18 protein-coding genes are annotated in these 21,803 nt (G+C 66.3%); 7 read left to right on the top strand and 11 right to left on the bottom strand.

All coding sequences use genetic code 11. From position 1 onward, the window contains the following. Positions 1-61 precede the first annotated feature (61 nt). On the top strand, positions 62-1,573 hold the full coding sequence (locus AAHB16_RS11230) for a class I adenylate-forming enzyme family protein (RefSeq protein ID WP_223851679.1): 1,512 nt from the start codon (positions 62-64) through the stop codon (positions 1,571-1,573). Here the strand turns inward: AAHB16_RS11230 and AAHB16_RS11225 are convergent. Continuing rightward, positions 1,570-2,472 carry a LysR family transcriptional regulator gene (locus AAHB16_RS11225; protein WP_150374215.1) on the bottom strand — a complete coding sequence of 301 codons (903 nt, stop codon included), beginning with the start codon at positions 2,470-2,472 and terminating at the stop codon, positions 1,570-1,572. The two genes, AAHB16_RS11230 and AAHB16_RS11225, sit on opposite strands and share 4 nt — an antisense overlap. A gap of 186 nt (positions 2,473-2,658) precedes the next feature. Between AAHB16_RS11225 and AAHB16_RS11220 the strand changes: the two genes are divergently transcribed. Next, positions 2,659-3,513 (top strand): enoyl-CoA hydratase/isomerase family protein, encoded by an 855-nt coding sequence (locus AAHB16_RS11220; protein ID WP_342050884.1) that lies wholly within the window; start codon positions 2,659-2,661, stop codon positions 3,511-3,513. On the opposite strand, the gene AAHB16_RS11215 is transcribed toward AAHB16_RS11220, so the two are convergent. Further along, positions 3,510-4,511, bottom strand: coding sequence for a tripartite tricarboxylate transporter substrate binding protein (locus AAHB16_RS11215; RefSeq protein ID WP_342050883.1), 1,002 nt, complete (start codon positions 4,509-4,511; stop codon positions 3,510-3,512). The two genes, AAHB16_RS11220 and AAHB16_RS11215, sit on opposite strands and share 4 nt — an antisense overlap. Positions 4,512-4,565: 54 nt before the next feature. Further along, on the bottom strand, positions 4,566-6,074 hold the full coding sequence (locus AAHB16_RS11210) for a class I adenylate-forming enzyme family protein (RefSeq protein WP_342050882.1): 1,509 nt from the start codon (positions 6,072-6,074) through the stop codon (positions 4,566-4,568). A gap of 237 nt (positions 6,075-6,311) precedes the next feature. Between AAHB16_RS11210 and AAHB16_RS11205 the strand changes: the two genes are divergently transcribed. Genes AAHB16_RS11205 through AAHB16_RS11190 form a run of 4 tightly spaced genes read left to right on the top strand, consistent with a single transcriptional unit; the run spans position 6,312 to position 10,147 of the window. Further along, positions 6,312-7,508, top strand: coding sequence for a thiolase domain-containing protein (locus AAHB16_RS11205; protein ID WP_150374211.1), 1,197 nt, complete (start codon positions 6,312-6,314; stop codon positions 7,506-7,508). 19 nt (positions 7,509-7,527) lie between these two features. Then, positions 7,528-7,926, top strand: coding sequence for a Zn-ribbon domain-containing OB-fold protein (locus tag AAHB16_RS11200; RefSeq protein ID WP_150374210.1), 399 nt, complete (start codon positions 7,528-7,530; stop codon positions 7,924-7,926). A 44-nt stretch (positions 7,927-7,970) separates the two neighbouring features. Further along, a complete protein-coding gene (locus AAHB16_RS11195; RefSeq protein WP_342050881.1) occupies positions 7,971-8,885 on the top strand; it encodes an SDR family NAD(P)-dependent oxidoreductase in 915 nt (304 codons plus the stop codon). Beyond that, on the top strand, positions 8,885-10,147 hold the full coding sequence (locus AAHB16_RS11190; protein WP_342050880.1) for a CaiB/BaiF CoA transferase family protein: 1,263 nt from the start codon (positions 8,885-8,887) through the stop codon (positions 10,145-10,147). The genes AAHB16_RS11195 and AAHB16_RS11190 overlap by 1 nt, the downstream gene beginning before the upstream one ends. A gap of 12 nt (positions 10,148-10,159) precedes the next feature. On the opposite strand, the gene AAHB16_RS11185 is transcribed toward AAHB16_RS11190, so the two are convergent. Together AAHB16_RS11185 and AAHB16_RS11180 are read right to left on the bottom strand one after the other, a co-directional pair. Next, on the bottom strand, positions 10,160-11,458 hold the full coding sequence (locus AAHB16_RS11185; protein ID WP_342050941.1) for an ArgE/DapE family deacylase: 1,299 nt from the start codon (positions 11,456-11,458) through the stop codon (positions 10,160-10,162). Between the two features lie 125 nt (positions 11,459-11,583). Then, positions 11,584-12,933: an MFS transporter gene (locus tag AAHB16_RS11180; protein ID WP_150374207.1), complete on the bottom strand. Its 1,350-nt coding sequence runs from the start codon at positions 12,931-12,933 to the stop codon at positions 11,584-11,586. Positions 12,934-13,064: 131 nt separating this feature from the next. Here AAHB16_RS11180 and pdxR point away from each other — a divergent pair, with 131 nt between their 5' ends. Beyond that, a complete protein-coding gene (gene pdxR / locus AAHB16_RS11175; RefSeq protein ID WP_342050879.1) occupies positions 13,065-14,570 on the top strand; it encodes a MocR-like pyridoxine biosynthesis transcription factor PdxR in 1,506 nt (501 codons plus the stop codon). Positions 14,571-14,590: 20 nt separating this feature from the next. Here pdxR and AAHB16_RS11170 read toward each other — a convergent pair whose 3' ends face one another. From AAHB16_RS11170 to AAHB16_RS11145, 6 genes are all read right to left on the bottom strand, one after another. Continuing rightward, the gene (locus AAHB16_RS11170; protein ID WP_342050878.1) at positions 14,591-15,919 is read right to left on the bottom strand and encodes an aspartate aminotransferase family protein; all 1,329 of its coding nucleotides are present in this window, start codon (positions 15,917-15,919) and stop codon (positions 14,591-14,593) included. After that, entirely contained in the window at positions 15,912-17,027 is a 1,116-nt protein-coding gene (locus tag AAHB16_RS11165; protein WP_342050877.1) for a phosphotransferase, read from the bottom strand. Before AAHB16_RS11165 ends, AAHB16_RS11170 begins: the two co-directional genes overlap by 8 nt. 185 nt (positions 17,028-17,212) lie before the next feature. Continuing rightward, positions 17,213-18,310: an alkene reductase gene (locus tag AAHB16_RS11160; RefSeq protein WP_150374203.1), complete on the bottom strand. Its 1,098-nt coding sequence runs from the start codon at positions 18,308-18,310 to the stop codon at positions 17,213-17,215. 181 nt (positions 18,311-18,491) lie between these two features. After that, positions 18,492-20,048 carry a SulP family inorganic anion transporter gene (locus tag AAHB16_RS11155; protein ID WP_342050876.1) on the bottom strand — a complete coding sequence of 519 codons (1,557 nt, stop codon included), beginning with the start codon at positions 20,046-20,048 and terminating at the stop codon, positions 18,492-18,494. Between the two features lie 154 nt (positions 20,049-20,202). Continuing rightward, complete coding sequence (locus tag AAHB16_RS11150) at positions 20,203-20,823, bottom strand: carbonic anhydrase (protein ID WP_342050875.1); 621 nt, start codon at positions 20,821-20,823, stop codon at positions 20,203-20,205. 130 nt (positions 20,824-20,953) lie between these two features. After that, positions 20,954-21,517 carry an acyloxyacyl hydrolase gene (locus AAHB16_RS11145; RefSeq protein ID WP_150374200.1) on the bottom strand — a complete coding sequence of 188 codons (564 nt, stop codon included), beginning with the start codon at positions 21,515-21,517 and terminating at the stop codon, positions 20,954-20,956. Between the last annotated feature and the right edge of the window lie 286 nt (positions 21,518-21,803).

Genomic DNA, 21,803 nt, shown 5'->3' with positions numbered 1-21,803 from the left:
CGGGCGCCGCTCATACACTGCTACGCATTCTCTCCACAAGGACATCGACGAGATGCCACGGATGCATCGGATCAGCGACATCCCCCGCCATCGCGCCGCGCGCGCGCCGGACGATGTGGCCGCCTTCGAAGGCGAGCGCACGGTCACGTTCGCCCAGCTGTGGGACGACATCGGCCATGCGTGCCAGTATTTACAGGCGCAGGGCGTTGGCCGCGGCGATCGCGTGATGATCGTCGCGGAAAACTGCCTCGCCGTGGTGACCACGATCTTCGCGCTGTCCGAGCTCGGGGCCTGGCCCGTCGTGACCAACCCGCGTCTGACGGCACGCGAGGTCGAGGAGATTCGCGCGCATTGCACGCCGCGGCTGATGCTGTTCACGCATGCCGCCTCCCCCGATGCGTTACGCCACGGCCTGCGCTACCGCGCGCGCGAGATCGCGCCGGCGGGCCTCGGCCCCGTGATGGCCGCCGACCCCGATCTCCGCAGCGTGGCCGAGCCCGAAGCGCTGGCCAACGAAGTGGCCGCGTTGATCTATACGTCCGGCACGACCGGACAGCCCAAGGGCGTGATGGTCACGCATCGCGGGCTGCTCCACTATGCGGGTGTCACGGTGGAAAACCGCCGCATGCACCCTGGCGACTGCGCGTACGCGGTCATGCCGATGTCCCATATCTTCGGGCTGGCGACACTGCTGCTGGCGACGTTCCAGGGCGGCGGCAGTCTCTATCTCGTGCCGCGCTTCAATGTGGCCGACGCGTGCGCCGCGCTGCAACGCGACGCCATCTCGATCCTGCAGGGCGTACCCGCGATGTTCAGCCGCATCCTCGCGCATCTGCGCAAGCACGGCATCGAACGGCTCGCTTCGCCACGCCTCCGTTACCTCTATACCGGCGGCGGCCCGCTCGAGCCGACGCTCAAGCGCAATGTGGAGGCCATGTTCGGCCAGCCGCTGCACCATGGCTACGGCATGACCGAATATGCAGGCTCGCTTGTGATCACGCGTATGGATCGTCCGCGCGACGACTGCGCGGCGGGAGAAGTCGTCGAGGGCGCGGAACTGCGCGTGGTCGGCCCGCACGGGGAACCGCTGCCGGCGGGAACGCCCGGCGAACTATGGGTCAAGGGGCCGGGCGTGATGCGCGGCTATTACCGCGAGCCCACGCAGACGGCCGAGGCACTGCGGCCCGATGGCTGGCTCAATACCGGCGATATCGGCCGCATCGCCCCCGATGGCGCGGTGTTTATCGTTGGACGCACGCGCGATCTGATTATCCGGTCCGGATTCAATGTCTACCCGATCGAGGTGGAGTCGGTGGTCAATTCGCATCCTTCGGTGCGGCTGTCGGCCGTGGTGGGCAATGCCACCGTGGATGGCAACGAGGAAGTGATTGCGTTCGTGGAGTTACGCGAGGGCGAGACCTTCGATGAACCGGCGTTGCTCGCGTATCTGGCCGAGCGGCTATCGCCCTACAAGCGGCCCGCGCGCATCGTGCGCGTAGCGGCCATTCCCACGACGCCCAGCGGCAAGCTGCACAAGCACCAGCTGCGTACGCTCGTGCGCGAGATGATCTAGGCGGGACCGCGCATCCCGTCTTCGACCAGCAGGTCCACGAGCTTGCGCGCGAACACCGGGAGCGCATCGAGATCGGCCACGCAGATCTGCAGGTTGCGCTCTGCCCACTCGTCCTGCAACTGCACGATGCTGAGGGCCATCGTCTGCGCATGGCGCCGCGCGGTGCTCTCCGGCAGCACGCCGATCCCCACATTGGCCTCGATCATGCGCCCCGCGGTCTCGAAGTTGCTGACCTGAATGCGCCAATGCAGCGTGCGTTGCAAATCGGAGGCCGCGCGCTTCAGAAAATTGTGAATCGCACTTTCCTCGGGCAGGCCCACGAAGTCGTATTCGAGCGTATCGGCAAACCGCACGCGTTTCTCGCGTGCCAGCGGATGGCTCAGCGCTGTGGCCAGCACGAGCCGGTCCACGCGATATGGCATGACCTCGAGCCCCTCGTTCGGCATGACACCGGCCGCAATGCCGATATCGACCATGCCTTCCTGTACGGCCCGCACGACGTCGGGGCTCAGCCGCTCGCGGATATCGACGGTCACGTTCGGGTGATTGACGAGGTAGGTACGCAGGACGCCGGGCAGGAACTCGCTCATCGCGGTGGTGTTCGCGAACACGCGGATATGGCCTTTGATGCCCGACGCGAATTCCTGGAGGTCGCCGCTCAGCTGCTCGATCTGCCGCAACACGCGGCGCGCATGCGCCAGCAGCGTTTCCCCGGCAGGCGTGACCTTGACGCCCTGGCTGCTGCGGCTCAGCAGCTTGACGCCGATCTGCTCCTCGAGGTTCTTGATCCGGGTGCTCGCGGCGGGCAGCGATAGATGGCAGCGTTCTGCACCGCGGGTCACGCTGCTGGCCTCCGCGATATGCGTGAACAGATTCAGATCCACCAGATCGAAGCGCATGACGGTCGTCTCCCGAATAATCGTCGATTATCTCCCGAAAGCCCCCTCGATCGATGCCCGCAATTACCCGAAATCCGCATCGCGTGCGATCTTCGCCTATATGAAACGCCTGCCTCGAAAGATGCAAATTGCACCGGCCGATGGCTTCGTTCAAGCTGTACGTCCGATCACTGGCGGAAGCATCCCATGGCACAGGCAAACCAAGACCAGACGCACGACAACAAGCAAGGCCACACGCAAGACCACAAGCAACATGAACCGTTGCAGGTGGCCATCGACGACGGCGTGGCAACCCTCACGCTGAACCGTCCGCAGCAGAAGAACGCACTCGATGTTGCCATGCGCGATGCATTACGCGAAACGGTGTACCGTATCCGCGCCGATCGCGGCGTCCGTGCCGTCGTGCTGCGCGGCGCGGGCACGGATTTCTGCGCCGGCGGCGATATCCGCTCCATGAATGTCACGGCCGCCGGTGCCGGCCGCGACCGGCTCGACGATATGCATGGCTGGATCGCGCAGCTTGCAGACCTCGACCGCCCCGTGGTCGCGGCCGTCGATGGCGTGGCCTATGGCGCCGGTTTCAGCCTCGCGCTGCTGGCCGACTTTATCGTCGCCTCTCCCCGCGCCCGGTTCTGCATGCCATTTATGAAAGTGGGACTGGTGCCGGACTGCGGTGCGCTATACACGCTGCCGCGCGTCGTCGGCATGGCCCGCGCGCGCGAACTCGTGTTCAGCGCGCGTGAGGTCGGCGCCGAGGAGGCGCTGCGGCTGGGCGTTGTCCTCGAGATCTCGCCACAGGAAGCCTTGCACACGCGCGCCGATGCCCTGGCACGCGCGCTCGGCGGGGCCTCGCCGACGGCCTTCGGCCTGGCCAAGCGCGCCATGCTGCAATCGTTCGACAGCGATCTGCGCGCGATGCTGGAACTGGAGTCGCTGGGTCAGGGCATTGCGTTCACCACCGACTATCACCGCGAGGCCGTGCGGCGCTTCAAGGAGAAAGCGCCACCGCTGTTCCAATGGCCCGCGCCTGTGGCCCCCTAGCCGGCGGTAATGCCCGCGGTCTTGATCACCTTGCGCCATTTCTCGATCTCGGCATGCAGACGCTGGCGCATCTGCTCCTGCGTGCCCGGGTCGGCTTCGGCACCAGCCTGCAGCAGGCGCTGGCGCACGGCCGGATCGTTGACCGCGACATTGAAGTCCGCATTGATCTTGTCGAGGATCGGTTTCGGTGTGCTGGCCGGTGCAAACAGCGCGGCCCACGAGTAAGCCTCGTATCCGGGCAGCCCCGATTCTGCCACCGTCGGCACGTCCGGCAGCATGCCCGAGCGCTGACGGCTCGCCACGCCGAGCACCTTGATACGGCCGGACTTGATATGCTGCAGCGCGGTCGGCGCATCGCTGAACATCAGCTGCACCTGGCCGCCGAGCAGATCGTTCATCGCCGGGCCGCTGCCCTTGTACGGAATATGCTGCAGTTTGGTCCCGGCCTCCATATTGAACAGTTCGCCGGCCAGATGCGTGCCGCCGCCGTTGCCCGAGGAACCATAGGCCAGCGGCTTGTCGCTCTTCTTCGCATAGGCGATCAGCTCGCGGATATTGTTCGCGGGCACCGACGGGTGCGCGCAGACGAATACCGGGAACAGTGCCGCGAAGCTGATTGGCGCAAAGTCGCGCTCGATGTCATACGGCAGATTGCCCATCAGCGTCACGTTGACCGCATGATGGATCGAGCCGACGAAGAGGCCATAGCCATCCGGCGCTTCCTTCGCCGCGATGGCCGCGCCGATGGTGCCGCCCGCGCCCGCGCGATTGTCGATCACGACCGATGTCTTCCAGATCTCGCCGAGCCGCTGGCCGACGATACGCGCGGTGCTGTCCACCGGGCCGCCCGCCGGAAACGGCACGATCATCTTGACGGGCTTGGCTGGCCACGGGTCGGCGGACAGCGCGGACAGCGCGGTAAACGGATTGGCGGCCATGCCGAGCAGGCCGGCGGCCAATAGCCGCCTTCGCATCGTGAACGTATCGAGGGTTTCCATTGCAGCGTCTCCTTGTGTCTTATGTTTTTTGGATTTCAGGGTTGAACGTCTCGTCTACATCGCCCCGGCCTGCTCCTGCAGTACGCGTTTGAGAATCTTGCCGTTGGGATTGGTAGGCAGTTCCGCCAGCGCCACGATCCGCGCCGGCCGTTTGTAAGGCGCGAGCCGGTCGCGCAGGTGATGCTGCAGCGCCGACACCTCCAGCAGCGCGCCGGGCCGCAGTTCCACGAACGCGACGATCTCTTCGTTGCCATCGCGTTCGGGCCGCCCCACCACGGCCGAGCGCTGGATGCTCGGATGCGTGTTGATCGCGTTCTCGATTTCTGCCGGATAAACGTTGAATCCGGACCGGATGATCATCTCCTTGAGCCGGCCGACCACGAACAGCGCCCCGTCCGCATGCATCTCGCCGAGATCGCCGCTCGCATACCAGCCCCCTTCGCGCATCACGGCAAGCGTCGCCGCGGCGTCGCGAAAGTAACCGGGCATCAGTCCCCTACCCCGCAGCCAGAGTTCGCCGCGCTCCCCAACAGGCATCGGCCGGCCCGTCCGCGGATCGACCACGCAGACTTCGGCCTCGGCCACCGCATAGCCCGCGCTGGTATCGGACCGGTGCTCGCCCAGCCGCGTCACATGCACCGAGCCCGCGTATTCGGACAAGCCGTAGCCATGATGGAGCGCGAGGCCGAACGTCGCCTCCACGCGCTGCTTGAGCGAGAGATCGAGCGGCCCGGCCCCGGTATAGAGATAGCGCAGCGCCGGCGCCTCCGGCTGCGCGATGCCGCGCGCCTGCAAATGCGTGAGCAGGCGCGAGAACAGCGTCGGCGGCCCCTGCAGCTGCGAAATGCCATGGTGCGCGAGCGCGTGCAGCAGGTCGTCGGGATCGAACTGCGGGCGCATGACCAGTTGCGCGCCCGCCAGCAGCGAGCTCAGCAGCACCGTGCCAAGTCCGAAGATATGCGTCATCGGCACGAAGGCGTAGATCCGGTCGCGGGCATCGAGCGCGCGCGCGGCCTGTGTGACCCGCGCAAAGTGGATCAGCGCGTCGTGCGTGAGCATCACCCCCTTGGGCAGGCCGGTCGTGCCCGACGTGAAGATCAGCGACGCGACCTGGTCACGCAGCGGTGCGTCCTCGGGCACCGCGTCCTCGCGGACGGCACCCCGCGAAAGGCCCGGCAACGCCGACGGCACGGCATCGTACCGACGGGCATGCGCGGCCGCGGCGGTCGAGGCATCGGCCGTGAAATACACGATCCGGGCGTCGGCACGGGTCACGAAGGCATCGACCTCGCCGGGCGCCATGCGGGCGTTGACGCCGCACGACCATGCGCCGACGCGGCTGCATGCAAGGATCAGCGCGGCGTGCTCGGGGCAGTTCTCGGCGACGACCATCACGCGGTCGCCGGGGCGCACGCGGTTCGCGCGCAGTTCCGTCTCCGCCACGCGCGCGAGCGCGTCGAGGTCGGCGAAGCTCAGGCTGCGGCCGTCCGGCAGGTGAATAAACGGCTGGTCGGGCGCATGCGCGAGCCAGTGGTCGAGCAGATGATGGATTCGCGTGGTCACAGGGCGTTTCGGGGCAGATAGCCGGGCGGAAATGAGTGTTCCGCGCAGCATGGACGCAAAGGCCGCGTCACGCCATTCGTAAATGGCAAGGCCGGGCTTCGAAGACTTGAAATCGCCGGGCCGCCCTGTCCGGGCGCCGATTTCACGTTCATGAAGGGCGGATTCCGGAAACCTGAACCAGCAAGGGCGCCACGCTCCTAGAATGGCCACATTCCCTCGAACATCAGGCCAACATCGATGACCCGTCACGAAGGTGTTTCTAAAGCAAGTGCTTCTAAAGCGAGTGCTTATATTGTGGGTGCCTACGAACACCCCACACGCAAGGCCCCGGACAAGACCGTGCCCCAGCTGCACGCCGAATGCGCGCGAGGCGCGCTCGAGGACGCGGGCCTGACCCTCGCCGATGTCGATGGCTATTTCTGCGCCGGCGACGCGCCGGGCCTCGGCATGGTCAATATGGTCGACTACCTCGGCATCCGCGCGCGCCACGTCGATTCCACCGAAATGGGCGGCTCGTCGTATATCGCCCATGTCTCGCACGCCGCGCAGGCCATTGCCGCGGGCAAGTGCAACGTGGCGCTGATCACGCTGGCCGGGCGTCCGCGTTCGGAGGGCTCGAGCGGCACGCAGGCGCGCAACTGGGGCGCCAACCTGCCCGACCAGCCGTTCGAGGCGCCCTACAACCCCGTGACCGTGAACCTGTATGCCATGGTCGCGCAACGCCATATGTACGAATACGGCACCACGTCCGAGCAGCTCGCATGGATCAAGGTCGCCGCATCGCAGCATGCGCAGCACAACCCCAACGCGATGCTGCGCGAGGTGGTGACGGTCGAGGACGTGCTGAACTCGCCGATGATCTCCGATCCGCTGCACCGCCTGGACTGCTGTGTGGTGTCCGACGGGGGCGGCGCGCTCATTGTCGCGCGCCCCGAGATTGCCCGCAGGCTCCATCGCCCGAGGATTCGCGTGATCGGCGCGGGCGAGCATGTCAAGGGCCAGCTCGGCGGCGAGGTGGACCTGTCGTGGTCCGCCGCCCGTGTGTCCGGCGCGGCGGCGTTCGAGGAAGCCGGCGTCAGGCCCGCCGATATCAAGTACGCCTCGATCTACGACAGCTTTACGATCACGGTCCTGATGCAGCTCGAGGACCTCGGCTTCTGCGCCAAGGGCGAAGGCGGCAGGTTCGTGATGGACGGCAACCTGATCTCCGGCGTCGGCAAGCTGCCGTTCAATACGGACGGCGGCGGCCTGTGCAACAACCATCCGGCCAATCGCGGCGGCATTACCAAGGTCATCGAGGCCGTGCGCCAGTTGCGTGGCGAGGCCCACGCCGCCGTGCAGGTACCGAACTGCGATCTGGCCCTCGTGCAGGGCACGGGCGGCTACATGGGGTCGCGCCATGGCTCCGCCACGCTGATTCTCGAACGTGAATAACCAAGGTCACCGATCCCACATGACGACGCCCTACGTTCCCATGGCCCACGCGGCCCCCGACGAACTGCCCGACAACAAGGCGTTCTGGCAGGCAGCACGCGAAGGCCAGCTGCTCGTGCGCCACTGCAAGGCCTGCGGCAAGCCGCACTGGTACCCGCGCGCGCTCTGCCCGTTCTGCCTCGGCGATACCGAATGGAAGACGGCCTCCGGCCTCGGTGACATCTACTCGTACAGCATCACGCGCCGTGCCGGCCCGCAACCGTACTGCATCGCCTATGTCCGCCTCGATGAAGGCGTGACGATGATGACCCATATCGTCGATACGGACCTCGACAGCGTAAGGATCGGCCAGCGCGTCCGCGTGCGCTTCGCCGAGACCGAGGGCGGCCCGCCCGTGCCGGTGTTCGCCCCGGCCTGAAACGCCGAGCCCCAGGCACCCGACAACGAGACAAGGAGACAAGCATGGCGCAGATGATGGAAGGCAAGGTGGTGGTGGTGACCGGTGCCGGTGGCGGGATCGGCCGCGATATGGCACTGGCGATGGCCGCGGCGGGCGCGAATGTCGTCGTCAACGACCTCGGCACCTCGACCAGCGGCGAAGGTCATGACATGGGCCCGGCCGAAGCCGTTGCGCGTGAAATCCGCGAGGCCGGCGGCCGCGCCACGGTCAGCACGGACAGTGTGGCGACCGCCAATAGCGCGGCGCGCATCATCGAATGCGCGCTCGACAGCTTTGGCCGCATCGATGGCGTGGTCAACAACGCGGGCATTCTGCGCGACCGCTTCTTCCACAAGATGGGCAACGACGAGTGGGATGCCGTCATTCAGGTGCATCTGTATGGCAGCTACTACATGAGCCGCGCGGCCGCGCCCCACTTCAAGGAGCAGGAGTCCGGCGCGTTCGTGCATATGACGTCGACCTCGGGGCTCATCGGCAACCTCGGGCAGGCCAACTACAGCGCGGCCAAGCTCGGGCTCGTCGCGTTGTCGAAGAGCATCGCGCTCGATATGCAGAAGTTCAATGTGCGTTCGAACTGCATCGCGCCGTTTGCGTGGAGCCGCATGATCGGCTCGATTCCCACGGACACGCCGGAGCAGCAGGCGCGCGTGGCCAAGATCCAGCAGATGACGCCGGCCAAGATCGCGCCGCTGGCCGTCTATCTGCTGTCGGATGCCGCCGCCGACGTCAATGCGCAGGTCTTTGCCGTGCGCAACAACGAGATCTTCGTCATGAGCCAGCCGCGGCCCCTGCGCTCGGTGCATCGGGGCGAAGGCTGGACGCCGGAGTTTATTGCCGACCATGGCATGCCGGCATTGCGTGCCTCGTTCGTGCCGATGGATCGCTCGGCCGATGTGTTCTGCTGGGATCCGGTTTGATGCCGGCCCCGTCCCGGCAGACCGGCGCCCTGAGCCACGTGCGTGTGCTCGACCTGTCGCGCGTGCTGGCGGGTCCCTGGTGCACGCAGAATCTTGCCGACATGGGCGCCGATGTCATCAAGATCGAGAAGCCCGGCGAGGGCGACGATACGCGGCGCTGGGGCCCGCCGTATCTCTCGGGCGATGACGGCCCCAGTTCGCAGGCCAGCTATTTCGCCGCCTGCAACCGCAACAAGCGCTCGGTCACGGTCGATATGGCCACGGCGGAGGGCCAGAGGCTGATCCGCGAACTCGCCAGCCAGAGCGATGTGGTCATCGAGAATTTCAAGACCGGCGGCATGGCGCGCTACGGACTCGACTACGAGACCCTGAGCGCGCTCAATCCGAGACTGATCTATTGCTCGATCACGGGTTTCGGCCAGACCGGCCCGTATGCCGCGCGCCCCGGCTATGACCTGCTGATGCAGGCCATGAGCGGGCTGATGAGCGTCACGGGCCAGGCCGATGGCGATCCCGGTGCCGGGCCCATGCGCGTCGGTGTGGCAGTGATCGATGTGTTTACGGGCATGTACGCGACCACCGCGATTCTTGGTGCGCTCGAGGCGCGTCACCATACGGGCCGCGGCCAGTCTCTCGATATCGCGCTGCTCGATGTCGCCATGGCCGTGCTGGCGAATCAGGGGGCCGGTTACCTGAACTCGGGCACCGTGCCCCGGCGTCAGGGCAATGCGCATCCAAGTGTCGTGCCCTATCAGGACTTTCCCACGCAGGATGGGCGCATGCTGCTGGCCATCGGCAATGACGGGCAATTCGCGCGCTTCTGCGAGGTGGCCGGCACCGACTGGGCGCGCGACGAACGCTACCGTACGAACTCGGCACGCGTCACGCATCGCGAGACGCTGATTCCGATGATGAGCGAGATCACGCGCGCGCGTACCACCGCCACGTGGATCGACGTGCTCGAGGCCAATGCCGTACCGTGCGGGCCGATCAACGATATCGGGCAGGCCTTTGCGGATGAACATGTGCGCCATCGCGGGCTGGCGGTCGAGCAGCACCGGTATCGCGAGGGCGAGCGTCCGGCGCACGATCCCGTCGATCGGATCCGCACGGCCGCGAGTCCGCTGCGGTTTTCGGACACGCCGACGCAATTACGCCATGCGCCGCCCGCACTGGGACAGCACACGGACGAGGTGCTACGCGAATGCCTGAACCTTGGCGAGGCGGAGATCGCCGCCCTGCGCGAACAGGGCGTGCTGTAGTCCAGTGATCCGTCAAGCCTCGATCGGCTCCACGCCACACCACCCCGCGATAAACAACGCAAGCGTCTGCGTGACGCGACGCAGCGAGTCGAGGTCGACCGCTTCGTCGAAGCCGTGCGGCATCTTGCACAGCGGGCCATACACGATGGCTGGCGTATCCGCATAAAGCCCGAAGAACCGCGCATCGGTCGCGGCCGAGGTCGAATGTTCCTCGAGCGCGCGGCCGAAGACGCGCTCGTGGCTCGACCGCAGCACGGCTTCCGCATCCTCGGCATCCTCGAGCGCATAGCCCTCGGCCATAAAGCCGTGGTACACGATGCGCGGCGGATGCCTGGCCAGGAACGCGTCTTTGGCGGCTGCGGCGGCAATGAATGCCTCGATTTCCGCGCGCGCGTCGGCCAGGCTCTGCCCCGGATACACGGCCACGCGCATATCGAAGTGGCACCATGCGGGCACGCTCGATCCCCAGTCGCCGCCCGCAATCTTGCCGAGGTTGAAGTTGATCGGATGCGGATGATTGCAGTAGTAACGCGTCTGCGCCTTGCGCGCGTTCCACTCGACTTCCAGCTGCTTGAGCTCGCCGATCAGGAAGATCGCCTTCTCGATCGCATTGGCGCCCGCGCCCGCAAATGCCGACGCGTGCTGGGGATCCCCTTCAACCTGCACCTGGAACCACATCGGCCCCACCTGCGCACGCATGAGCTTGGGCTCGAACGGCTCAAGGATAAATGCCGCATCGGCACGATAGCCGCGCGCGAGGCAGGCCAGCGCGCCATTGCCCGTGCATTCCTCTTCGACCACCGATTGCAGATGCACGGTGCCCGCCGGCTGCAGCCCCGCCGCGCGCAGCGCATCGAGCGCCGCCACACCGGCCAGCAATCCGGCTTTCATATCGCCGGCACCGCGGCCATATAGCCAGCCGTCGTGGATATCGCCGCCATACGGGTCCATGGTCCACTTGTCGAGCGGGCCGACCGGCACGACATCGATATGGCCATTGATGATCAGCGAGCGGCCCGCCTGCGTGCGGCCGCGATGCGTGCCGACCACGTTGTAGGCGTTGTCATAGGACACCGCCACCGGCGAAAAGCCCGGCAGATGGCGGATGGTGTCGATATCGATGCGCCAGTGGTCCACCGCACAGCCGCGCTGCCGATAGGCCGCCGCCATAAAGTCCTGCGCCGCCGATTCGGCGCCCCGCTGCGACGGGATGCGCACGAGCTGGCGCAGCATTTCGGTCTGCGCGCCGAAGCCGCGCTCCACGGCGTCGATAATGCGCGCGCGCAGGGGATCGGGCAGTGGATCGGGCACGGGCGCCTGCGCGCGCGGGGTGGCAAAGGGCTTGGCACTCGGCTGTGCCGTGGAAGGCTGGACGTCGGATTCCGTCAAGGAGGCTGACAATCTGATACTCCGATTCGTTGATCTGTACGCGATGTTCAGGCGTTGCGCACGGCCATGCCGGGCGCGGCGTCCGCCGCCGTCCGGGGGTCGGCATCCGTTTCGGTCTGTGGCTCGTGCGGAATCAGCACCGCGCCGAGGAACGTCGCGCCGGCGATCACCGCGAACAGCAAGGCAAGCGGCGCCCAGTGCAGGCCATATCGCTCGGCAATCCACAATCCGAGCAGCGGCGTGGTACCGCCGAACAGCGCGCCGCACAGCTGGAAGCTCAGCGAGATGCCGGTATAGCGCACGTCGATCGGGAACGCCTTGGGCAGGAACGGCGCGAGCACCGCATAGTATGCGCCGATGAACACCGTCGCCACGAGGATGCCGATAGCGATGTTCGCGATATTGCCGGTCATCACCAGCATCATCATCGGCGCGGCCCACAGCACGGCGGCTCCCGCGACGATCGCGATCGTGCGGCGTTCACCGATGCGCGTGGCGATATACGACGCGATCGGGAAGCTCAGCAACTCGACGATCCCCGTGTAGGTACCCACCCTGAGGATGTCCGGACGCGCGACGTGCAGATACGTCGTGGTGAACGTGATCATCAGCGTGGTGATGAAATAGAAGCCGGAGATCCCCAGCATCGACAGGCCCATGCCCAGCAGCAGGCGCGTCTTGTAGCGCGCGAAGATATTGCGCAGCGGGGCGACCTCCTGCACGTGGCGTGCCTTGGCCATGCGCTCGCGATGCGCCTCGAGTTCCGGGCTCTCGTTGACGCTGCGGCGAATCAGCAGCGCGGCCACCACGAGCACGCCGCTGAACAGGAACGGAATGCGCCAGCCCCAGCTCTTGAAGTCCGCATCGGGCAGCGACGACACGGCCGCGAACATCGACGTGGCGATGACGAGGCCGACCGGGCTGCCGTACTGCGGCGCCGCGGCCAGGAACGTGCGCAGCTTCGGCGGCGCGTGCTCGGCGGCAATCAGCACGGCCCCGCCCCACTCCCCGCCGACGGCCACGCCCTGCAGCAGGCGCAGCACGATCAGCAGGATCGGTGCCATGACACCGATCGACTGGTACGACGGGAGCATGCCGATGACCATCGTCGCGATGCCCATCAGCAGCAGCGTCACGATCAGCGAGCGCTTGCGGCCCACCTTGTCGCCCAGGTGCCCGAAGATGATCGCGCCGACCGGCCGCGCGACGAACCCCACGGCGAACGTGCCGAGCGCGGCGAGCGTGCCGACGAAGTGGTCCGCGTTGGAGAAGAAGACATCGCCGAACACCAGCGCCGAAGCCGTCGCGTAAATGAAAAAGTCGTACCACTCGATCATGGTGCCGAAAAATGCCGCGGCGGCCGCTCGATAAGGCTGCCTTGATGCCGAGATGTCCATCCCTATTCCTCCGTGCGTCCTTGTCGGGCGCGCCATGCGTTGATCGTCCCCGGTTCCGGGGGTCCGATTGACTATAGCAACCGGTGGCTATAGCCTATATATCCATATGTGTTAATTTAATAGAGCCACTTGTGCGTGCCGTCCTGCTGACCGACCTGCTTTCGCAGGCATTGTCCGAAGCGAATCCCGTGCCCATGCAGCGCCAGATCTACGACGTGATCCGTCGCGCGGTGCTCGAGCATTCGCTTGTCGCGGGCCAGAAACTGCCGTCGTCGCGCGCGCTCGCGCAGGAACTCGGCGTCTCGCGCATCACGGTCTCGCTCGCCTACGACCGCCTGATCGCGGAGAACTACCTCACCGCCAGCACCGGCAGCGGCACGTTCGTCGCGGCCACGACGGAACTGCCGCTTGCGGGCAAGTCCGAAGCGAGCCATGCGCGCCACACCATGGCGCTGTCCCAGCGCGGCGCGATGATCGGCACGTTGCCGAGCGGCCTCCAGCAATTCCACGGCGCGTTCGTGCCGGGCGTGCCCGACGCCTCGCTGTTTCCGTTTCACCTGTGGCGGCGCCTCGTCTCGCGCCATATCGGCAAGGGCGATCTCGCGCTGGCCGGCTATGCCGCCGACGGCGGTGGCCTTCCCGCCCTGCGGCAGGCGGTGGCGAGCTATCTGAAGATTTCGCGTTCGGTCGTTTGCGACCCGGAACAGGTGATCATCACCGCGGGCACGCACCAGTCGATCGATCTCTGCGCGCGCATGCTTGCGGACCCCGGCGATATGGCCGTGATCGAGAACCCGTGCCATTGGGCGTTTCCGACCGTACTGGCCGCCGCGGGCATGCATATCGGCGCCGGCGTCGTCGATGCGGACGGACTGTCGCTGGCGGCAAGCCATGTGCCCCGCCATGCACGGCTCGTGGTCACGAGTCCCTCGCATCAGTATCCGACCGGCGTGGTGATGCCGCTCGCGCGGCGGCTCGAGCTGCTGCAGGGCGCGCGCGATCACAACCTGTGGGTCATGGAGGACGACTACGACAGCGAGTTCCGCTACGACGGCACGCCGCTGCCATCGTTGCAGGGGCTCGATAGCGATGCGCGCGTGATCTACGTGGGCACGTTCAGCAAGGCCATGTTCGCGGGCATCCGGCTGGGGTACCTGGTCGTGCCCGCGCATCTGGCACGCGAATTCGCAAGCGCCAGCGCGCGGATCTATCGGCCGGGGCAACTGCATATCCAGGCCGCGCTGGCCGACTATATCGACGAGGGTCATTTTGCGCAGCATATCCGCCGTATGCGCGTGGAATACGGCGAACGCCAGCAGCTGCTGCGCACCTCGCTGTCGCACGCGTTCGGCGATGCGATCACGCTTTCCGAAGCGCGCGCGGGGCTGCATCTGTTCATGCGCTTCAACCTGCCGCTCGACACCGGCGTGCTGCACCAGCGTGCCAACGAAGAGAAACTCGTGCTTGGCGTGCCGCGCTTTATCGGCGCGGGGTCGGCCAAGCGGCCCGATCTCGAAGACCGGTCCGTCGTGCTGGGCTTCGGCGGCGTGCCGCAGGGCGAGATCGCCCGCGGCGTGACGAGCCTCAGGCGCGCCGTCGAGCGCACCGTCGTGGGGAAACCTGCCGCGCGGCGCTGACCGGGGCCGGCGACCGATGGTTACACGCCGCGCAGCGCCTCGTCCGCGGTCTGCAGCAGCAGGTCCGCGTTCTCCGGCGTAAAGGGCAGCAACGGGCGAATCTTCAGCACATTGCCGAGAATGCCCGTCGTGCTGATCAACACGCCGTTGCGCCGCATCGTGTTGACGACCTGCGCGGTCTCGGCCGTCGCCGCTGCTTGCGTGGCGCGGTCGCGGACGAGTTCGACGCCGAGAAACAGGCCGTCGCCACGGACATCGCCGATCAGGTCGTGCCGTCGCGCCAGTGCGCGGAACCCCTCGCGCAACTGCGCGCCGATACGCGCGGCATTGGCCTGCAGCCCATCTTTCCCGATGACGTCGAGCACGGCGAGCGCGGCCGCGCACGACACCGGATTGCCGCCGAAGGTATTGAAATAGCGCGCCTCGCGGCCGAACGCCTCGACCACTTCAGGGCGCGCGACCACGCCCGCGATCGGATGGCCGTTGCCCATGGGCTTGCCCATCGTCACGATATCGGGCACGAGGCCGTGCCGCTGGAAGCCCCACATGCACGAGCCCGTGCGCGCAAAGCCCGCCTGTACCTCGTCGGCGATAAAGATGCCGCCCGCGGCGCGAACGACCTCGACGGCTTCACGCAGAAACCCCGCGGGATCGGCGAATACGCCGTCGCTCGTGAACAGCGTATCGACGATCAGCGCCGCCGGCCGGATGCCATGGCGCAGCAGATCGTCACACGCTTCCCTGACCGACTGCGCAAAGCGCTGGCCCACGGTGGCGGCATCCTCGCGATACGCATCGGGGGGCGGGACCGCGCGCACGGCCGGAGAAAGCGGCACGGCCTTGCCCAGCGAGGGCGAGATCTCGGCGATCGCCGTCGTCACGCCGTGATACGCGAGGCGCGTCACGATCACGCCCTCCCCGCCCGTGTGCCGGCGCGCGATCCGCAGCGCGAGGTCATTGGCCTCGCTGCCCGTGCAGGTGAACATGGCCTGCGACAGGGGCGCCGGGAACGTGGCGAGCAGCCGTTCGGCATAGTTCAGCACGCCTTCGTGCAGATAGCGCGTATGGGTGTTCAGCACGCTGGCCTGCCGCGCGATGGCGTCGACGACTTCGGGGCGGCAATGGCCGACCGACGCCACGTTGTTATAGGCGTCGAGGTAGGCCCGGCCCGTATTGTCGTAGAGCCAGACACCCTCGCCACGCACGATATGCAGCGGCTCGTCGTAGAACAGCCGATAGGCCGGCGACAACAGCTGCTGGCGCCGCGCCACGAGCGCGCGATCCGCTTCGGCGAGCTCGCTGGCCCGCGACGGATCGAATGCGTTGAGCATCGCCTTGTCCTTACTCATGAATATCCTCGACTTCGGAATGGGTGTGATCGTTCGGGGTGTGATCGTTCGGGGAAGCCAGCGCCGCGCGCAGCGATTGCAGGGCCTGATCCATGCCCATCGCTTCGAGCCGCTCAAGACCGTTCCACGACAGGCCGCTGTTACGCAGGATGTAGGTGCTGTTCTCCGGATGCTCGCGCGCGCGCCACGATGTGATGAGCACCGTCGTCAGCAGCCGCGCCGCGATCAGATCGGGCAGCAAGGCGATTTCGGGCTCCGTCAGCGGCAGGCGCGCGTGATAGGCACCGATACATTCTGCCGCGGTGACGAGCGGGTCCGCTGCGTCGGCCAGCTGATAGGCCGCCGCCACCGCGATCTCGTGGACGAGCGGCGCCTCGACCATATCGCCGAAATCGAAGATCGCGGCCACGCGGTCGTGGTCGCCGGTATCGACGAGCACGTTGTAGGGGTTCAGATCGTTATGGATGACCTGCCGGCGCAGCGTCGTCAGCACGGGTGCCACGCGCAGTTCGAAGCGGTCGAGGAACCGCTGTGCAAGCGCCCCCCGAGCGGGATCGTCGATGCACGCCAGCAGCGGCCGCAGTTGCGCCAGATGCTGGAGGTCCCATAGCAACCGGTGGTTCGCATGCGTGTGGGAGAAGCTGCCCAGTGCGAGGTCGATGCGCGCGAGCGCGGCGCCGAGCGCGCGCCGTTGGGCGGCGCTGCGTGCCACCTTGTATAGCGGAACGCCGGGAACGAACGTAATCAGCCGCACGGCCTGCCGGCCACCGCCCCCCTCGCGCCAGAACACGCTGGCGCCGTCGCGCGTGGCGATCAGTTGGGGGATCGGCAGCGTCGCGTCGGCGCGCATCAGGTGCAACTGCGCCTCGGTGTGGAAGTCGGTCACGCCGACGTCTTCCGCCGGATGCGTGATCTTGAGCACGTATCCGGCGTGGCCGGGGACGTCGATCCGGAAGTTCTGGTCGCGCTCGCTCGTGAGCAGCGTCGCATGGCCCGATACGCCGAACGCCTGCGCTGCGAGGGCGGCGGCTTCCGTTTCGTCGAGCTTGGGCCAGGAGCGCGCGAACAACGCGTCGCTGCCCAGCGAATGGGTTGGATCGAATCCCATGGAGAAAAGTGTGGCAAAGGAGATGACGCACAACTATAGGGCGAATTGGCGTTACTCTGGATATCCATTCCAGACTATTTGATATAGCCACTTTCCCTACACTGACGCATCGCCTTGCCCCAACCCGGGGGCCGAAACTTCGCCCGCCGCACCCCCTCCGCACCCGCCGCACCCGATGCCGGACGTCAGGCGTCGAGCGTCTCGTAGTCCGTATAGCCGGCCGCGCCACCGCCATAGAACTTGGACTGGTCGGGCGACGCGAGCGGCGCGTCGCGGCGCAGACGGTCGACGAGATCCGGATTGGCGATGAACGGCCGGCCGAACGCGACCATGTCCGCGTGGCCGGACTCCACTGCCTCGATGGCCATTTCGCGGTTGTAGCTGTTGTTGGCGATGTACTTGCCGCCAAACGACGCATGCAGGGCCTTGAAGTCGAACGCGCTCGCGGCGTTGTCGCCGCGCGTCTGCCCTTCGATGCAATGCAGGTAGGCCATGCCGAGCTTGCCGAGCCGCTCCGCGTAGTAGCCATAGAGCGCCTGCGGATCGCTGTCGAGCGGCGTATCGCCTACCGCGCGGGTAATCGGCGACAGGCGCACGCCCACGCGGTCCGGGCCCCAGATCTCGGCCACCGCGGAGATGGCCTCCACCGGGAAGCGCGTGCGATTCTCGATCGAGCCACCGTACTGGTCGGTGCGCTTGTTGGTGCTGTCGCGCAGGAACTGCTCGAGCAGGTAGCAGTTGGCCGAATGCACTTCCACGCCGTCGAAACCGGCTTCCTTCGCGCGGCGCGCGGCGTTCCGATAATCATCGACGAGCTTCGGAATCTCGGCGGTTTCCAGTGCGCGCGGCATCGATGGGCGATCCTGCGTGCTGGTTTCGAGGAATACCAGTTCCCCTGCCTGGATCGCGGACGGTGCCACCGGCGGCTGGCCGTTCTCCTGCAGCGACGAGTGCGACATGCGGCCGACGTGCCAGAGCTGGCAGACGATCTTGCCGCCAGCCTCGTGCACCGCATCGGTGACGCGGCGCCACGCCGCGACATGGGCCTCGGTATAGATCCCCGGCGTGAACGCATAACCGCGCCCCTGGCGCGAGATATTGGTGGCTTCGCTGATGATGAGCCCCGCCGAAGCGCGCTGCCGGTAATACTCGACCGCAAGGTCCGAGTGCACCCCGTTCATGTCCGCGCGCGAGCGCGTCAGCGGGGCCATGGCAATGCGATTCGCCACCTCGATCGCGCCGATCGTCGTGGGAGTAAACAGGGCTGGTTCGTTCGTGGGCATGGACTGACTCCTGTATCGGTTCAAACGTCGGTTCAAACGCGCGGCCACATCCGGCCATGACCGCGCCCTCGCACACGTTAACAGAGCTCGCGCTTTTAGGTCTGTTAACCGTTGCAATCGGCAAGGATGGCGGACGGCCTTATCCGCCACCCGCCGATTCACAACGATTTACTTCCACCCTTCAGGTCCCGATGGCCGCCGCCACGGCCGGCGGTATACCGCGCGCGGGCATGGCGCGGAACGTCACGTCGATCTTCGTCAGGCGCGCGCTACGCTGAAAGTCCGCGATGGTCTCCTCGATATCGTGATCGATGAACGCGCAACGGCTCGCATCGATGATCAGCTTGCTGCCGGGGGCCACGCGCGCGAGCAAATGCCGCAGGCGCGCCTTGTTGAAGAACGACACATCCTTGTGCATGCGCAGCAGATAGCAGTCCTCGTAGCGCGTCAGCGACAGCGCGCTATGAAAATTGCTGCGCAGCGTGAAGGCGATGCCGACCGCCATGCCGATGGCGATGCCGATCAGCAGGTCGGTCGCCAGGATGGCCGCGACGGTGACGATGAACGGCACCGCCTGCGACGGACCCTCGCGCCACGCGGCGGCGAACAGCGAGGGCTTCGCGAGCTTGTAGCCGACGTGGAGCAGGATCGCGGATAGCGCGGCGAGCGGAATCCAGCGCAGCGCACTCGACAGGAACAGCACGCTCAGGAGCAGCAGCACGCCGTGCACGATCGCCGACACCTTGGTGCGGCCGCCCGCGTTGATATTCGCCGAACTGCGCACGATCACGGCCGTCAGCGGCAGCGCGCCGACGAGGCCCGCCGCGATATTGCCCGCCCCCTGCGCGTAGAGTTCGCGATTGCTCGGCGCCACGCGGCGCATGGGGTCGAGCTTGTCGACGGCCTCGACACTGAGCAGCGTCTCCAGGCTCGCCACGATGGCCAGCGTGATGGCCACGCGATACATCGCCGGGTTGGCGAACTGCGAGAAGTCCGGCTGCACGAGTTGCGCACCGAGCGAAGCCAGTCCGTCGATGGCCGGCAGCTGCACGAGGTGCTCGTCCGCCAATGCGAGATCCAGCGTGGCATGCGTCGTCACCAGCTGATACAGCACGCCCCAGATCACCACGACGAGCGGTCCGGGCACATGGCGCAAGGCTCGCTGCGTACGCACCCATGACATCTCCCAGATCGCGAGCAGGGCCAGCGATACGGCCGCTACCGTCAGTGTGCCGCCGGAAACCGCGCCGCTCGCCTGGGCGAAGACGTCGGCCAGCCCGGCATCGTCGGGAATGCGGCTATCGAACGCCGCGAACGACGCGTGCCCGAGCGCCACCGGAATCTGCTTGACGATCAGCATCAGGCCGATCGCGGCCAGCATGCCCTTGATCACCGACGACGGTACGTAGGCTCCGAGATCGCCCGCGCGCAGCCTTGCGAGCACGAGTTGCAGGATGCCGGCCACGAGGACCGCGGTCAGGAAGCCCGCAAAACCACCCAGCAAGGCGATGGCCTCGATGACGATCACGACGAGCCCGGCGGCGGGCCCGCTGATACTCAGTTGCGAGCCGCTCAGCACCGCGACCAGCAGACCGCCGATCACGCCGGCAAGCAGGCCCGCGAGCAATGGCACACCGGACGCGAGCGCAATGCCGAGGCACAACGGCAAGGCCACGAGAAACACGACGATACCGGCGGGAATGTCATGCGCGAGATGGCGCGTATAGGGCGTAGTCATGAGGGGGCGCATGGAATGAAAAAGAAGGCGAATGGGAAATCGCGGACGAGCGCCTCCCCTCGCGCGGGCCTTACGACACGCGCGGCAGGGAAGAACGCAGCGAGAATGGGGGCTTTCCGGCGGGTGCTTTCCGGCGGGTGCTTTCCGGCGGGTGCTAGGCGGCCAGCGCGGACACCGGCGAAGGCGCGATCGAATGCCGCTGATCGAGCAACCCGGTATGCAGGTCGTAGACCCATGCGTGGAGCTGCAGCGGCCGGCCGCTGTCCCAGGCCTGGCGGATCAGCGGCAGCGCCGCGAGCCGCTCGATCTGCGCCACGGCGTTGAGTTCGACGAGGCGCTCCACGCGCGCATCGTCATCGGGCAATGCGTCGAGTTCGCGGCAGTGGTGGCGATAGACCTGCCGCAGCGAATCGAGCCGCGCGTCGACATGCGGCAACTCGGGGACGCGGGCGAGCGCCGCGCGCACGCCACCGCATCCGCGATGGCCGCAGACGATGATGTTGTCCACCTTGAGCACTTCCACCGCGTACTGGAGCACGCTCATGAGACTGGGATCGTGCTCGACCACCAGGTTGGCGATATTGCGGTGAACGAAGAAATCGCCAGGGGCCGCATTCGTGATGAGTTCGGCCGGGACGCGGCTGTCGGAGCAGCCTATCCAGAGTACGGCGGGTGCCTGTCCCGCGGACAGGCGAGCAAAGCCTTCGGGATCGCGGGCCAACATCTCGCTGGCCCACGCCCGGTTTTCAAGGATCAAGCGCTTCACGACTTCCATGCTGGCGTTCCCTATCGTAGATCAACGATTCGAGAAGCAGGATACAGGCGAGTTCCTGTTACATCGCTCAGTTTTTTGCAGTGCAGTATTTGGGATTTCTTAAGGCCGCACGGGAACGCACGAGAAGGTGCTAGAAGCGGTAATTGAAAAAACCCGTGATGAAGTCCGTGCCCGGGTTCGGCTTCTTGATCGTCGCGTTGGACAGATGCTGGAATCGCATGCCGAGCTCGGCCGCGTTGCGCGGGCCGAATGCCACACCGAAGCCGATCGTCTCCGTGAAGCGGAATGCGGTGCTGTAGTTGTGCTGCGGCGATGTACTCGAATGGCTCATGATCCGGATGCCCACGGAGCCCTCGATAAACGGCTCCCACGAACCACCGCGCTTCTGCAAACGGAACAGCGGAGAGAAGCCGCCCTCCACGACGTTCTGTCGCGGTGTGCCATAACGCGCCTGCCATTGGGCGAGATCGAACTCCCAATAGAGCGTGGTCTGCCAGCCCTGCGGATTGCCCCAGTTGAATCCCGAGTCGAACTGGAACCCGATCTCGTACTTGTTGATGTCGTGCGAGTAATCGCGGCCGAACGCGACATGCACCGCGGGCGCCGGAATCTCGGCATGCGCGACGGAAGGGCGTCCCGCTGCGGCAAGACTCGCGACCAGCAGCGCGAGCGCGGTGGGGACAGCGCGCGTCATGAATGATCCTCCGGGCAACATCTGCGCGTGCAGAATCTGCATGCGTCGCTATCATGCTAGCGACGCCGGTGTGCGCCCGCCCGGAAAAGAAGGATGGTTCTTGCACGACACATCCGAACCATGTCTCCCCCCTTGTCTCATCCCTGCGGCGGACGCGCGAGGCGCGCTGGTAATAGTTGCCGATGGCGGTTGCCCTTACACGGTGCACGTGCAATTTCGACAAGCCCCGCGGCCTCGCGACGGGCTCTGCCCGGGCATACCGCTTGCGAAGGAACGACAGGAAAGC

The organism is Cupriavidus sp. OTU4054, assembly GCF_038440175.1.
GTDB lineage: Bacteria > Pseudomonadota > Gammaproteobacteria > Burkholderiales > Burkholderiaceae > Cupriavidus > Cupriavidus pauculus_D.
Note: the sequence above shows the minus strand (reverse complement) of the source record. Positions and strands in the feature narration are given on the sequence as shown.

Coding starts and splice junctions, on each gene's coding strand:
- AAHB16_RS11230 (WP_223851679.1), top strand. CDS start 62: ATGCATCGGATCAGCGACATCCCCCGCCATCGCGCCGCGCGCGCGCCG.
- AAHB16_RS11220 (WP_342050884.1), top strand. CDS start 2,659: ATGGCACAGGCAAACCAAGACCAGACGCACGACAACAAGCAAGGCCAC.
- AAHB16_RS11215 (WP_342050883.1), bottom strand. CDS start 4,511: ATGGAAACCCTCGATACGTTCACGATGCGAAGGCGGCTATTGGCCGCC.
- AAHB16_RS11205 (WP_150374211.1), top strand. CDS start 6,312: ATGACCCGTCACGAAGGTGTTTCTAAAGCAAGTGCTTCTAAAGCGAGT.
- AAHB16_RS11160 (WP_150374203.1), bottom strand. CDS start 18,310: ATGCCCACGAACGAACCAGCCCTGTTTACTCCCACGACGATCGGCGCG.
- AAHB16_RS11200 (WP_150374210.1), top strand. CDS start 7,528: ATGACGACGCCCTACGTTCCCATGGCCCACGCGGCCCCCGACGAACTG.
- AAHB16_RS11195 (WP_342050881.1), top strand. CDS start 7,971: ATGGCGCAGATGATGGAAGGCAAGGTGGTGGTGGTGACCGGTGCCGGT.
- AAHB16_RS11170 (WP_342050878.1), bottom strand. CDS start 15,919: ATGAGTAAGGACAAGGCGATGCTCAACGCATTCGATCCGTCGCGGGCC.
- AAHB16_RS11190 (WP_342050880.1), top strand. CDS start 8,885: ATGCCGGCCCCGTCCCGGCAGACCGGCGCCCTGAGCCACGTGCGTGTG.
- AAHB16_RS11145 (WP_150374200.1), bottom strand. CDS start 21,517: ATGACGCGCGCTGTCCCCACCGCGCTCGCGCTGCTGGTCGCGAGTCTT.
- AAHB16_RS11150 (WP_342050875.1), bottom strand. CDS start 20,823: ATGGAAGTCGTGAAGCGCTTGATCCTTGAAAACCGGGCGTGGGCCAGC.
- AAHB16_RS11180 (WP_150374207.1), bottom strand. CDS start 12,933: ATGGACATCTCGGCATCAAGGCAGCCTTATCGAGCGGCCGCCGCGGCA.
- AAHB16_RS11155 (WP_342050876.1), bottom strand. CDS start 20,048: ATGACTACGCCCTATACGCGCCATCTCGCGCATGACATTCCCGCCGGT.
- AAHB16_RS11165 (WP_342050877.1), bottom strand. CDS start 17,027: ATGGGATTCGATCCAACCCATTCGCTGGGCAGCGACGCGTTGTTCGCG.
- AAHB16_RS11225 (WP_150374215.1), bottom strand. CDS start 2,472: ATGCGCTTCGATCTGGTGGATCTGAATCTGTTCACGCATATCGCGGAG.